At 37.0% G+C, this 13,224-nt stretch carries 14 protein-coding genes; 4 read left to right on the top strand and 10 right to left on the bottom strand.

The features are described from left to right. Nucleotides 1–4: 4 nt before the first annotated feature. Genes DNG35_RS00665 through DNG35_RS00650 form a run of 4 tightly spaced genes read right to left on the bottom strand, consistent with a single transcriptional unit; the run spans nucleotide 5 to nucleotide 3,785 of the window. A complete protein-coding gene (locus tag DNG35_RS00665) occupies nucleotides 5–667 on the bottom strand; it encodes a YggS family pyridoxal phosphate-dependent enzyme (protein ID WP_111125817.1) in 663 nt (220 codons plus the stop codon). A 6-nt stretch (nucleotides 668–673) separates the two neighbouring features. After that, nucleotides 674–1,909: a DUF1015 domain-containing protein gene (locus DNG35_RS00660; RefSeq protein WP_111125816.1), complete on the bottom strand. Its 1,236-nt coding sequence runs from the start codon at nucleotides 1,907–1,909 to the stop codon at nucleotides 674–676. A 12-nt stretch (nucleotides 1,910–1,921) separates the two neighbouring features. Beyond that, the gene (locus tag DNG35_RS00655; protein ID WP_111125815.1) at nucleotides 1,922–2,809 is read right to left on the bottom strand and encodes a 3-hydroxyacyl-CoA dehydrogenase family protein; all 888 of its coding nucleotides are present in this window, start codon (nucleotides 2,807–2,809) and stop codon (nucleotides 1,922–1,924) included. 10 nt (nucleotides 2,810–2,819) lie between these two features. Next, nucleotides 2,820–3,785 (bottom strand): Gfo/Idh/MocA family protein, encoded by a 966-nt coding sequence (locus DNG35_RS00650; protein WP_111125814.1) that lies wholly within the window; start codon nucleotides 3,783–3,785, stop codon nucleotides 2,820–2,822. 136 nt (nucleotides 3,786–3,921) lie between these two features. On the opposite strand from DNG35_RS00650, the gene DNG35_RS00645 reads away from it, so the two are divergent. Then, nucleotides 3,922–4,563, top strand: coding sequence for a protein-L-isoaspartate(D-aspartate) O-methyltransferase (locus DNG35_RS00645; protein ID WP_111125973.1), 642 nt, complete (start codon nucleotides 3,922–3,924; stop codon nucleotides 4,561–4,563). Here the strand turns inward: DNG35_RS00645 and DNG35_RS00640 are convergent. Both DNG35_RS00640 and smpB read right to left on the bottom strand, forming a co-directional pair. Further along, on the bottom strand, nucleotides 4,560–7,019 hold the full coding sequence (locus DNG35_RS00640) for a DUF5686 and carboxypeptidase regulatory-like domain-containing protein (RefSeq protein ID WP_369908003.1): 2,460 nt from the start codon (nucleotides 7,017–7,019) through the stop codon (nucleotides 4,560–4,562). The two genes, DNG35_RS00645 and DNG35_RS00640, sit on opposite strands and share 4 nt — an antisense overlap. Before the next feature lie 153 nt (nucleotides 7,020–7,172). After that, nucleotides 7,173–7,631 (bottom strand): SsrA-binding protein SmpB, encoded by a 459-nt coding sequence (gene smpB / locus DNG35_RS00635; RefSeq protein WP_111125812.1) that lies wholly within the window; start codon nucleotides 7,629–7,631, stop codon nucleotides 7,173–7,175. A 281-nt stretch (nucleotides 7,632–7,912) separates the two neighbouring features. Here smpB and DNG35_RS00630 point away from each other — a divergent pair, with 281 nt between their 5' ends. Continuing rightward, nucleotides 7,913–8,098: a CsbD family protein gene (locus DNG35_RS00630; protein WP_111125811.1), complete on the top strand. Its 186-nt coding sequence runs from the start codon at nucleotides 7,913–7,915 to the stop codon at nucleotides 8,096–8,098. A 72-nt stretch (nucleotides 8,099–8,170) separates the two neighbouring features. Here DNG35_RS00630 and DNG35_RS00625 read toward each other — a convergent pair whose 3' ends face one another. From DNG35_RS00625 to DNG35_RS00615, 3 genes are read right to left on the bottom strand one after another with little or no spacing between them, the layout of a single operon-like run. Further along, nucleotides 8,171–9,247 carry a peptidylprolyl isomerase gene (locus tag DNG35_RS00625; RefSeq protein WP_111125810.1) on the bottom strand — a complete coding sequence of 359 codons (1,077 nt, stop codon included), beginning with the start codon at nucleotides 9,245–9,247 and terminating at the stop codon, nucleotides 8,171–8,173. A 5-nt stretch (nucleotides 9,248–9,252) separates the two neighbouring features. Next, nucleotides 9,253–9,822, bottom strand: a complete 570-nt coding sequence (gene gldI / locus DNG35_RS00620; protein ID WP_111125809.1) for a gliding motility-associated peptidyl-prolyl isomerase GldI — start codon at nucleotides 9,820–9,822, stop codon at nucleotides 9,253–9,255. Continuing rightward, on the bottom strand, nucleotides 9,812–10,834 hold the full coding sequence (locus DNG35_RS00615; RefSeq protein WP_111125808.1) for a bifunctional oligoribonuclease/PAP phosphatase NrnA: 1,023 nt from the start codon (nucleotides 10,832–10,834) through the stop codon (nucleotides 9,812–9,814). The genes gldI and DNG35_RS00615 overlap by 11 nt, the downstream gene beginning before the upstream one ends. Before the next feature lie 450 nt (nucleotides 10,835–11,284). Between DNG35_RS00615 and DNG35_RS00610 the strand changes: the two genes are divergently transcribed. Further along, nucleotides 11,285–11,704, top strand: coding sequence for a nucleoside-diphosphate kinase (locus tag DNG35_RS00610; RefSeq protein ID WP_111125807.1), 420 nt, complete (start codon nucleotides 11,285–11,287; stop codon nucleotides 11,702–11,704). Between the two features lie 120 nt (nucleotides 11,705–11,824). On the opposite strand, the gene DNG35_RS00605 is transcribed toward DNG35_RS00610, so the two are convergent. Continuing rightward, nucleotides 11,825–12,502 (bottom strand): YceI family protein, encoded by a 678-nt coding sequence (locus tag DNG35_RS00605; protein WP_111125806.1) that lies wholly within the window; start codon nucleotides 12,500–12,502, stop codon nucleotides 11,825–11,827. Nucleotides 12,503–12,659: 157 nt separating this feature from the next. Here DNG35_RS00605 and DNG35_RS00600 point away from each other — a divergent pair, with 157 nt between their 5' ends. Next, nucleotides 12,660–13,223, top strand: a complete 564-nt coding sequence (locus tag DNG35_RS00600; protein WP_111125805.1) for a nucleotide exchange factor GrpE — start codon at nucleotides 12,660–12,662, stop codon at nucleotides 13,221–13,223. Nucleotide 13,224: the final 1 nt, after the last annotated feature.

Raw genomic sequence — 13,224 nt, 5'->3', positions numbered from 1 at the left:
ATCTCTAATGGTAATTTCTTTCACCAAAAATAGAACTTCCCACACGTATCATATTGCTTCCGTTTCTGATAGCAATTTGGTAATCGCCGCTCATTCCCATCGATAGGGTTTGCAGCTGTGGGTATTCTTTTTGTAAAGCCTTAAAATGTTTTTGTAAATAGGCAAACTCTTGCTCGATTTGATTTTCATCCTCGGTAAAAGTTGCCATTCCCATCAAACCAATAATTTTTACATTATCCATTTCCGCGTAAGCCTTGGAAATTAAAATTTCTTTAGCAGAATCGATATCCAAACCAAATTTTGAGTCTTCTTCAGCAATTTTTACCTGTAACAAACAATTGATGCTTCGTTTGTTTTGTGCTGCTCTTTTATTAACTTCTTTTAACAATTTTAAGCTATCTACCGCATGGATTAAATGTACAAACGGAGCCATATATTTTACTTTGTTGCGTTGTACATGCCCAATCATATGCCACTCAATATCTTTGGGCAATTGCTCATGCTTATCAACCATTTCTTGGATTTTGTTTTCTCCAAAAATGCGATGCCCCGTTTGGTAGGCCTCTAAAATGTCTTCGTTGGGTTTGGTTTTAGAAACGGCAATCAAACTTATGTGTTCAGGAATTTCTTTTTTAAGTTGAAGGATATTTTCGGTGATAGAACTCATAAACTTTTAAAATTCATAGATGGTAATTCCGCTTCTTAATTTAGGTTCGATGTAGGTAGATTTTGGTGGCATTTTAAGATTTTCGTCAGCAATGTTTTTTAATTCGGCAACACTTGCGGGAAGCATTCCAAAACCTACTTTAAATTCTTTGCTGTCGACCATTCCTTTAACAAAGGCCATGTCTTTTTTACCGTGTACGTATTCTATACGATCATCGTTGCGTAAATCTTCAATCCCTAAGATAGGCTTTAAAATGGTTTTATACAGTACCTGAGCATCGAGTTCATCAAGGGCATTTTCGATATTGTAGTTGTTTTTGCGTAAGTGTAACGAATAAAACTCCCCTTCGAGGTACATGCTAAAGTGATGCTTCTTGCTCGGTTTGTAATAGGTGCTTTTTCGGTTTTCGATACGGTAATAATGGTCTAATTGGATGAGAAACTCTTCTTTTGAGAGTCCGTTAAGGTCTTTTACCAAACGGCTGAACTGCCAAATACTCAAATCACTTTCCGGAATGATATAACTCATGAAGTAGTTATAATTACTTTCGGAAGAAAGCGATTTCTTGGCGTTCATTTCTTCATATAATAAATAGGAGGAAGCAGAACGATGATGACCGTCTGCAATATACAAAGCGTTCATATGCTCAAACTCCAATTCAATTTGCTGAATAAGGTTTTCATCCTCTAGTTTCCATAAATAATGGGTGTCCCGATAAGTTGTCGTAAACTCGTATTCGGCTCTCGATTTAATGACCTCTGAAATGATGGCTTTGATATTTTTATTGTCAGGATGCATCAATAGTACAGGCTCTGCGTTAAAGCCGACAATTTTCAAATAATCTTTAAAGCTCTTTTCCCTTTTTTCCAGGGTGTCTTCGTGCTTTTTGATGATGTTGTTTTTATAATCTTCTAAACTAACCGCCGCTACAATCCCTGTAAATTGTTGGTGGTCACGATTAATGATACGATAAATATAAAAAGAAGGCTTCTCGTCTTGTATAAAATTATGGTCTTCTTTAAACTCTTGGTACCTGTTTTTAACCAATTGATACCTTTTTTTGCCTGAAATCTCTTTTTGGTATTTATAGCCAGGGTTCACAATATGTAAAAATGAAAACGGATTGTTTTCTAAACGTGCATTTCGTTGCGCTGGAGTATAGCTCTGGTACGAACGAGCCGCAATAAGACCTACTTTATCACGCGTAGGTCGTACTGCTTTAAAAGGGATTACTTTTGGCATTTTGGCAAAGTTTTATGAAAACTGTTTCGCAACTTTTTCCGCTTTTCTACTTTCTGAGTAATCGTAAAAACCCTCACTCGATTTTACACCCAATTTACCTGCTTGTACCATATTTGCCAATAATGGGCAAGGTGCATATTTTGGATTTTTAAAACCGTCGTACATCACATTTAAAATGGAAAGACAAACGTCAAGTCCAATAAAATCGGCAAGTTGTAAAGGTCCCATCGGATGAGCCATACCCAATTTCATCACAGTGTCAATTTCTTGAACACCACCCACACCGTTGTATAAGGTCTCGATCGACTCATTGATCATCGGCATAAGAATTCTATTGGCTACAAAACCAGGGTAATCGTTTACTTCCGTAGGAATTTTATTGAGTTTCTTCGAAAGTTCCATAATGGTTTCGCAAACTTCATCTGAAGTATTGTAACCTCTAATGATTTCGACCAACTTCATAATTGGCACCGGATTCATAAAGTGCATTCCGATTACTTGCGCTGGGCGAGAAGTTGCTGCCGCTATTTTGGTAATCGATATCGAACTGGTGTTGGATGCTAAAATGCAGGCTTGATTACAAAGTTCATCCAGTTGTTTAAAGATTTTAAGCTTTAAGTCTTCATTTTCGGTAGCCGCTTCCACAACTAAATCCACATTTTTTACTCCATTTTCGATGGAAGTATGTGTAGTGATATTTCCTAAAGTCGTGTTTTTATCATCTTCAGAAATGGCTTCTTTTGTCACCATACGATCTAAATTTTTGGTAATGGTAGCCATTCCTCTGTCAAGGCTTTCTTGAGAAATATCGATAAGGTTGACTTGATATCCAAATTGGGCAAAGGTATGGGCAATTCCGTTACCCATGGTTCCAGCTCCAATGACAGCAATATTTTTCATAGTATAATTTTTATTCGTTAAAACTTTTTATAATTTGTTTGGCCACACGCAAGGCATTTGCCCCTTGTTCTAAAGTAACAATAGGTGTGGTGTTGTTATGGATTGCATCCGCAAAGGTTTCTAATTCCTCTAGAATCGCATTGTTTGTTGCTACTTGTGGGTTGTCAAAATAGATTTGTTTTTTGATGCCTTCTGCATTTTGTAATATCATCGCAAACTCATCTGGGTTTTCTGGGACGTCTTTCATTTTGACGACCTCACATTTCTTTTCGAGGAAATCTACCGAGATATAAGCATCCCGTTGGAAAAACCTTGATTTACGCATTTGCTTGAGTGAAATTCTACTGGCGGTTAGGTTTGCCACACAGCCATTTTCAAACTCGATACGCGCATTGCAAATATCAGGCGTTTCACTAATCACCGAAACCCCACTGGCGTTTATCTTTTTTACGTTTGAATTGACCACACTCAAAATAATATCGATGTCGTGTACCATCAAGTCCAAAACCACCGGAACATCGGTTCCTCTTGGGTTAAACTCAGCCAAACGATGTGTCTCAATAAACATCGGGTTTTCGAGTTTTTCCGCGACAGCTTGAAAAGCCGGATTAAAACGCTCGACGTGACCTACTTGACCTTTTACACCTTTGCTTTTGGCCAATTCTATAAGTTTTTCGGCTTCTTCTACCGTATTGGTAATAGGTTTTTCGATAAAAATATGTTTCCCAGCCTGAATCGCTTTTTCAGCAACTTCGTAATGTGACAAAGTTGGCGTCACAATATCGACCACATCCACAGCAGCAATCAATTCCTCGATAGAAGAGAAGGCGCGGTACCCAAATTCTTCGGCTACTTTTTTGGAGTTTTTCTCGCTTGGGTCATAAAAACCAACAAGCTTGTACTTTGGGGATTGGTTGAGTAAGCGTAAATGAATTTTTCCGAGGTGACCAGCACCTAAGACTCCAACGTTGAGCATAAATAGATGTTTTGCACAAAAATAGCATTTCTTGATGAAAAATTAAGTGTATCGAATAGGTAGATTTATTTTTTGGAAGTTTCCCTTGTAAATCCCCAATTGTTTTTACAATTTTACGGAAAATTTAGCGGTGGAACTGAAAGACAATTATAGGCATCAAGGTAAACGTAAGCAATTGGTCGAAACCGTTCGTGCCAAAGGCATCAAAGACGAAAAGGTATTGACGGCTATCGGCAAGATACCACGTCATTGGTTTATGGATAGCTCTTTTGAAGACCACGCCTATCAGGACAAGGCTTTTCCGATTGCCGCCGATCAAACCATTTCGCAACCTTATACCGTAGCTTTTCAAACCGAGCTCCTGGCGGTAGAAAAAGGAGACCACATTTTAGAAATTGGTACCGGAAGTGGTTACCAAACGGCTGTTTTATGCGAACTCGGTGCTAAAGTTTTTAGTATCGAACGACAACAGGAATTGTATAAAAAAACCAAACTCTTTTTGAGTAAAATTGGTTACCGTCCTAAGTATATGGCTTTTGGTGATGGTTATAAAGGCTTACCCGATTATGCTCCGTTTGATAAAGTGATTGTTACCGCAGGAGCTCCTTTTGTACCCAAACCCTTGTTGGCTCAGTTAAAAGTAGGAGGGAAGCTCGTGATTCCTGTTGGCGAAAATGTGCAAGTGATGACTTTATATACGCGCACTTCCGCTAAGAGTTTTGAGAAAAAAGAATTTGGCGAATTCCGTTTTGTACCCTTGTTGGAAGATAAAAACTAGAGGCTAAAACCAAAGACAAAAGCACCGTCTTGCCAACCTCCAAAATAGGGTTTGACATAATCTACTCGTAAAAATCTGAACTTGCCAATACCTATGTTTTTGAGTCCGATGTTGATCTCGTTATAAGCTTGGTTGTGGGTTGTTGCCAAGCCGTGATAACCTAAAACGAGATTAAAATTCAGTTTTCTGACCAACGGGATTTTACCCAAAACCCAGCCGTCAAAGCTGTGCTCTGCGTGTAATTGGGCGTACTCCTGATTGGTGCTTAATGCATAATACGGCAGTAAATTAAAACGACGCGAATCGCTGTTGAGGTTCAAACGGGTTTGGTTTCCACGAAAGTGTTGGTAATCGACAAACGAAATACGGTCGGCTCCAAAAAACTTTCCTGCACTTATAAAATAATCAAAGTCTCCCTTGTTTTTAAAATCTAACTGTTGCGTGGCTGCTATTTTTAGTAAATCGTAATGGTAATTGGTGTTGTTGGAAGCAAATCCTTTTTCGTAATTCACAAACAAAGTCGGGAATTTATCGCTTGGAATGTTATATTTTTCATCAGGATAATTGAGGTATTCTTGTCCAAAATTGATACGTGACCCAAACGTAAATTTTGCCAATTGGTGTTCTTCTATCGCTGCATTGGTAAAATCGTTGGGTGCTAGCGGATTGTTAGAGGTAAATACCTTATCGTCGTGCGGAATGATCACATAATCTTCGTTGTTAAAAAGCGGGTTTCTTTTTTCATAGCTCAATTGCCCCGACATTCTCACGCCATTCACGACTTCTTGGGAGTAGGCTACTTCTGTGAAAACTTTTTCATAAAGTTTAAGGTAATTGCGTTGAAAAAATAAGGTCGTGATGTCATTAATCAATAATGGTAAAGCATCGGTATCGTTATACTCTTCTTTTTTTACGCCCGAACTAATACTTAAGTAAGGTTTAGAAAAATTATTGAATTTCTTAAAAAAAGTCGCGTAGGCTCTAAACCGCTCTTCGCTCAAGCCGTAATCCAGGTTAACCGAACTACGCCAATAGGTTTTCTTTTCTTCGTTATCTTGGCGGTAAAAAACGTCCACATTTCCTTTCCAACCTTGTACCGTGTTGTAATGAATGCCACCGATTGGACCCGAAAAGCCCCAATAGTTGTTTTGGTGTGAATTCTGGTGTGTATAACCAAAAATAGGGGAAGTGAGCTTAAATTTGTTGTTGACTTGATCGATAGAATCTTTGTAAACTTTGGAGTTCTTTCGTTCCTGAATGCTGTCTTTTTTGGTGTAATCTTCTTGCTCTTCCAGCGTAAGCGGAACCGGTCTTACTTCTTCCCAATACAAGCTATCTTTTTTGTTGGCGTCTCTTTCGACTTTTAAAATTTCTTTGGTAAAGGTTTTTTCGTCAAACCGGGGGTGAAATTCGTAATTGCTATAGGAAGCCGTAAATCTTCCGTCACCGGAAATACCAAATATTTTCCAATCGAAATCGATGGTTTGCGAAAGTTTTACCCAAAAATCTTCGGTGGGGTTGTAGCTGTAATTCTGCTTAAAAATAAGGTCGTTCAGTGGTGGGATTTTAACCGCTTTACCGGTGGTTTTGAGCTCTACACCATAAATTTCCCAATCGTCTTCGACAATGTAGATGTAACCTGAGAACACAGGGTCGTTTACGCGTTTTGGTAGTACTTCAATTTTATTGATAAGTTTTTGGTTTTCGTCATAGAAAATACCTTCGAGCTTATATTCGTAATAGTTGAGGGCATAATTGGCTATGGGCGAAATCAAATCGGTATTGATGTTGATGGTGTTTTCGTAAAAATTGAAATCGGCTTCCTCTGCAGAGTTTACACTAAAGCCATTGTCTTGACCACTTACTTTTGAAGCAGTGATGTTTTCGTAAAAATTATCTGGCTTTTGGTATTTTATTTTAGAAATCGTTTCCGAAAGGTAGATGATACCACTTCGCGTGGAATCTAATCCGCCACCTAAATCACCTACTTCTTGCCCTAAGATTTTTTCGGGAGCATTTTGTATTTTCCATAAACCGCGAGAATAAAAATCAGCCGTGTAAGCCTCTATTTTTTCGAGGTTTTGCTTGCGGTATTCAATGGCTTTTCGAATCACGCGCATTGCCGGATTTTCCCAAGATCTAACAATCACTTCGTTTAAACTGGTGGTTTCTTCTTCTAAAGTCACGTTGAGCTCGTAAGGAAAAGAAGTGATGTTGACTTGCTTTTCCAGTGTTTTGAAACCTAGAAATTTAAAAACTACCGTTGTTTCTCCTGTGTTTTCGTAATCGAGTTGGTAAACCCCTTCGGTATTTGATGTGGTGCCTACATAGGTGTTTTTAAGGTAAATATTCACAAAAGGAACAGCTTCACCGTTTTGGTCGATTACCTTTCCGGTGATTTGGGCAACACAGATTTCCGTGAAAACGAGGAAGAAGAGAAGGAGGAGATTTTTCAAGATGTTTTTTAGTTAAAGGTTAAAAGTTTGAAAGTTAAAAGTTTGAAAGTTTCAAGTTTCAAGTTTTTTTTATGTCATTGCGAATGAATGAAATGAATGAAGCAATCTGTTCAATCAAAGAGACTGCTTCGTCGCTTTGCTCCTCGCGGTGACTTAATTATATTCTTTTTTGATACGGTCGAGTTTTCGTTTGTTATCTCGGTCTTTGATGGTTTCACGTTTGTCGTAGAGCTTTTTCCCTTTGGCCAGCGCAATTTCGAGTTTGGCAAAACCCCTCTCGTTGATAAAAAGCCTTAGCGGAATAATCGTCAACCCCGAATTACTCACTTCTTTTTCCAACTTTTTAAGTTCTTTGCGCTGCAACAATAACTTGCGTTCGCTTTTGGGTTGGTGGTTAAAATGGGAAGCGTGCGAATATTCTTCTACATGCATATTGATGACAAAAAGCTCACCGTTGTGAAACTCACAAAAACTCTCGGCAATACCTGCTTTTCCGGCACGTATCGATTTGATTTCGGTACCAGCCAATTTGATACCAGCCACATAAGTATCGAGAAATTCGTATTGAAATTTTGCTTTTCTATTTTTTATATTGATGTTGTTTTTGCTCATGCGTAAATTATGAGATTCTGAAATAAACCTGTCTGCCGACAGGCAGGTTCAGAATGACGTTTTGTTTTGTTTTTTTTCAACAAATTTAAAGATGACAAAAATACTTCAAAATGAAAAATCATTTAGGGATTATTGTGGTTTCTTTTAGTTTCATTTATAATGTTAATTATCCAAAACAAATCATAAATAACATCCTTTTAAGAAAAACATAAGTTTTATTTAGCATTTATTCACTCAACAAAGAATTATCTTTATGGTATTAATCACAAAAACTTATTGTTATGACAAATGAAGAATTAAAAGGTAAATGGAACCAACTTAAAGGTAAGGTAAAGCAAAAATACGGTGATCTTACCGATGATGACGTGACGTTTTCTGAAGGAAAATTTGATGAAATGCTAGGAAGAATTCAAGAGAAAACTGGTAAAACCAAAGAAGAACTTAGGGAAGAAATCTCTAGGTGGTAGACTTAAAAGAATGTAGAAATAAAAAATCCGCTTACAAGCGGATTTTTTTATAGTTTCGATTTATGCTAAAAACTATTCAACGGCTACCAATTCTACTTCAAAAACTAAAATAGCGTTAGGAGGAATTGGGCCAATTCCTTTTTCGCCATAACCTAAATAAGGAGGAATGATAAGCGTTGCTTTTTCGCCTTCTTTTAACATCATAATCCCTTCATCCCAACCAGGAATCACCTTGCCTGTTCCCACTGGAAATGGTAGAGGTTGACCTCTGTCGTAAGAGGAATCGAATTTAGTACCATCGGTTAACATACCCTTGTAATGTACTTTTACATTTTGTCCTCTTTGCGGTGCTTTCCCGTTAGGGTTTTTCTTGGTGATTTTGATACGTAAACCACTAGGTGTTTTTTCGTAACCTTCTGCCATCGTATTGATTTCATTATCGATGGTTTCTTTTAACTTTAGTTTTTCTGCTTCTGCTTTTTCAGCAGCAATTCTTGCATTTTCTTCGGCATTTTTCAACTCGGTTTCAAAAACTTGTGCCGCGTCAAAAGATTTTGCAGCATCACCTTTACGGATGATGTTTACTTCATTCATGACCACATCCTCAACTGGTTTGTCGGCTTGCGCTGTTTTTACCAAACCAATACTGTCAACCACTTCTTGTCCCAGCACTACTTCGCCAAACACCGTATGACGATTGTCTAGATGTGGCGTTGGTACTAGGGTGACAAAAAATTGGCTTCCGTTGGTTCCAGGGCCAGCATTGGCCATGGATAGAAGTCCTTTTTTACTGTGTTTTAAACTTTCGTCGAATTCGTCCGGAAATTTATAACCAGGACCTCCAGCGCCAGTTCCTTCGGGGTCTCCACCTTGTATCATAAAATTAGAAATCACGCGGTGAAAAGTAAGTCCGTTGTAGTATTTTTTACCTTTATAGGTAGTATCAGCCAATGGATGTGTTCCTTCGGCCAGTGCGACAAAATTGGCCACCGTTAATGGTGTTTTGTCATGGTAAAGTTGAGCGACAAACGTACCTTTATTGGTGACAAATTCGGCATAAAGCCCATCTTCTAAATCGGGGTATTTGTCGTTACAAGCGTATAAACTTAAGGTGGCAATGAGTAATAAAAAAAGCGTGTGTTTTTTCATAAAATTTAATTTTTATTTTCTTTGTTGTTTTCTGCTAAAGTAATAGTTTTTAAAGTAACCGTAGATTTTATCGGGATATTTCTTCCGATTCTATCATTATCTCCATAATAACCAAAAGCATTGTAAGAAGGAAAGAAAAAGGTCACGGTTTCTCCTTCTTTCATGAGTTTTAGACCTTGGCGCAATCCTGTAAACAATTGCTCTTGGTCGATGTAGTATTCTCGTAAGCCTATTTCCTGTTGGGTGTAAATAGGATTTCCTTCTAAGGTGGAAATATCATATTCAAAAATTACTTGATCTCCAAATTGAGGTGTTACACTCGACTTGAAATTTTGTTGGTTGTAATAATACCAAAAACCATCTGAAGATGAAATGTAATTGTTCACCGTATCTTTTTCGATAATGGCTTTGATTTGTTGTTCCTCCTCGGCTATCAATTTCTTATTCCGCTTGACAGATTCTTTGATAAACGAACCTGAGTTGTGGGTTACAGGTTTTCTTGCTTCTGGACTTTTACATGCCACAAAACTTAGCATCAAGAGTAAGATAGGGAAGTATATGGTTTTAAACTTCATAGTCTAATTGATTTTTGTATTTGGGCAACAAAGCTTTAAATTCACTTAACGTGGAAGCTAAATTTGCCAACGATCTTGCTCCAGCAGCATTGATATGACCTCCGCCATCAAAATGTTTTCGTGCAAATTGGTTGACATCGAAACTACCTTTAGAACGGAACGATATTTTGACCAAAGCTTCTTGTTTGTTTTCAATAAAAATGGCAGCAAAAACAATACCTTTTATCGATAGCCCATAATTTACGAAACCTTCGGTATCGCCTTTTTGGAAATTGTTTTTGTCGAGTTCTTCTTGTGTTAATGTGATAAAAGCAGTATTGTATTCGGGCAAAATCTGTAAGTTATTGAGCGCGGTGCCCAATAATTGTAATTTGTTAAAAGAACTCGAATCATACACGCTTTGATGAATAAGCGAATTGTTTGCTCCTTTGTCTATCAAATCAGCAATCACCCGATGTGTTTCACTGGTGGTCGAAGGGTATTTAAACGAACCTGTATCGGTCATAATTCCAGTGTACAAACAATCTGCTATTGCTGGAGTGATATTTTCGGTAGCCTCAATCATTTCAAAAAAATGATACACCATTTGGCAAGTCGAACAAATATTCACATCGCTGTAAAGGTATTTTGCATAATCTCCGGGAGCTTGATGATGATCGATCATCACAAAATCTGCGGGAGCATTTTCTAAACTCGTTTGCATTTCGCCTGTACGCGAAAGCAGGTTAAAGTCTAATGTATAAATGAGTGTAGCTTCTTGAATATGTTGGTCACACTTTTCTTGCTCATTTTCATAAATCAGGATTTCATCGCTGCCAGCCATCCATTTAAGAAAATCTGGGAAATCGTTAGGAGCTATGAGTTGCACTTCGTGCTTTTTTTGTTTTAGAAAATGATATAAAGCTAAGGTAGAACCAATGGCGTCGCCATCTGGACCTTTATGCGGTACAATAACTACCTTTTCAGGAATATCAATACGCTTTTTTAAAGCGGAAATCTGCTCTTTTTTCATTCGGGTAAATATACAATTTCTATTGGCTTTAGGTGATTTTCTGTAAAGTATTCTTATTAATAATACTAACCTAAATATTATATCTGTTCATTTTTTCCATTGATGAAAAAACCCTTCAACAAGCTCAGGATAAACCAAGCCAAAAAAATCTAGGCTTACGAAACTTAACCTAAATTTTTTGCTTGCCACCTAAATTTTAGGAACTCTCCCGCACCTGCGGGATCGAACAGCCTAAAATTTCACGGCAGCTTCACTTCAAATTTCACGATGAACTTTCGATATGCCGAAATTATCATAGCATAACAATACTTATGAAAACCAATTTCGCAAGAGTATAATTTTCTAAGATATTGTCTAGATGCTATTATTTGTAGAACAGAATTAACAAGGTAGATGCTTTGTTTTGAAGATTAAAAGTCTATTTTTGCACCAAATTTAAAAAAAAGAAAAATGGCAGGAAATAGAACCTTTACCATGATAAAACCAGATGCTGTTGAAAACGGACACATCGGTGCAATTTTAGAGCAAATCAATGCTTCTGGATTTAGAATTGTGGCTATGAAATTAACACAAATGTCTAAAAGAGATGCAGAGCAGTTTTATGCAATTCACAAAGAGCGACCATTTTTTGGGGAATTGGTAGAATTTATGACACGCGGACCAATTGTAGCGGCTATCTTAGAAAAAGACAATGCCGTGGAAGATTTTAGAACTTTAATTGGTGCTACCAATCCAGCGGAAGCTGCAGAAGGAACCATCAGAAAAAAATATGCTACTTCTATTGGTGAAAATGCTGTTCACGGAAGTGATAGTGATGAAAATGCATTGATAGAAGGTGATTTTCACTTTTCAGGAAGAGAGCAGTTTTAATTGTTACAGAAAATAAAAAAGAAAATCCGCTTGACGCGGATTTTTTGCTTTTAAGGGATAAAATCCCATAAAAAAAAGAGCATCGTTCGATGCTCTTTTTTTAATCTTTCAAATTTACGATTAGGCTTTGTTGGCTTTAATCATAAAGTTAAGTTTGATCTCATCGTTGATAACGTTGTCTTTTAAATCATCAAAAACACTTTTAGAAGCGTAGTTAACGTTCCATTCTGTTCTGTTGATGGTAAAATCGTTAGCATTGATAAATAATGTTCCGTTATCGTTAATGGTGTAACTTACAGGAATTTCAACTGGCTTAGTAACTCCTTTTAAAGTTAGGTTACCTGAGATAGAATTTGTGTTCACATTGGTCACTTCAAATTTACCTGTAGGGTATTTTGCTACATTAAAGAAGTGATCTTCTTTTCCTTCGGCAGCACCTTTAAGGTGACTTTCAAGACTTGCTTTCTTGTCTCCCTCAAGATCGGTAACGTTTATAGAGTTCATGTCAATGGTTACCCAACCACCTTCTAGTTCGTTGCTCTCTACCGTAAAGCTACCATCAGAAAGCTTGATAGTACCTGTGTGATTATCACCCACTGGCTTAGAACCTACCCAGTTGATAACAGAAGCTTCGCTATCTAACTTATAGGTCACAGCAGATTGAGAAGTAGTTGTGGTGTTTTCAGTAACCTCTGTGTTTTCAGAAGTTTCAACTTCAGTTTTATTTTCTTTTTTACAAGCAATTACAGAAATCGCTACAAAAGCTGCCATTGCTGAATTTAAAACAATTTTTTTCATAATGTATTTATAAGTTTATGTATTTATTTAGGTACAAAAATAAGGCAACTAAAGTATACATATCATAAAATAATATTAAAATATTGTAATGACATTTTGACATTTTTATCTAAAATGGCAGTACATTTGCCACCTTGCTATAAAATTTTGAAAAGAAATGAGCGTAAAAAATAAAGAACAGGAAGAAATAAAAAATTCTGAACAAGAAAATCTTAACCAAATAGAAGAGCAAGAACTTGAAAAAGCTTCTGAAAATGAAGAAGTAGAAGTTTCTGAAGTTGAGAAATTACAAGAAGAATTAGAAAAAGAAAAAGATAAATTTTTACGACTTTTTGCTGAATTCGAGAACTACAAAAAAAGAACTTTAAAAGAGCGTTTAGAGTTATCAAAGACAGCAAGTCAGGATGTGATGCAGTCGATGTTGCCTATTATCGATGATTTCGATAGAGCATTGGTAGAAATCAATAAATCTAAAGATAAAAATTTAATAAAAGGAGTAGAACTTATCAGCCACAAATTCCGTGAGACCTTACGCAACAAAGGTCTTGAGCCGATAGCAGTAAAAGCGGGTGATGTTTTTGATGCAGATATACACGATGCGATTACCCAAATTCCTGCGCCAGAAGACAAGCTAAAAGGAAAAATTGTAGATGTGGTAGAAACAGGTTATACGTTGGGAGATAAAATTATTAGATTTCCAAAAGTAGTCATCGGAAAATAAC

It is taken from the genome of Mesonia sp. K7 (assembly GCF_003233725.1).
Classification (GTDB): domain Bacteria; phylum Bacteroidota; class Bacteroidia; order Flavobacteriales; family Flavobacteriaceae; genus Mesonia.
The sequence above is the reverse complement of the archived record's forward strand: the minus strand, read 5'-3'. Positions and strand labels throughout refer to the sequence as shown.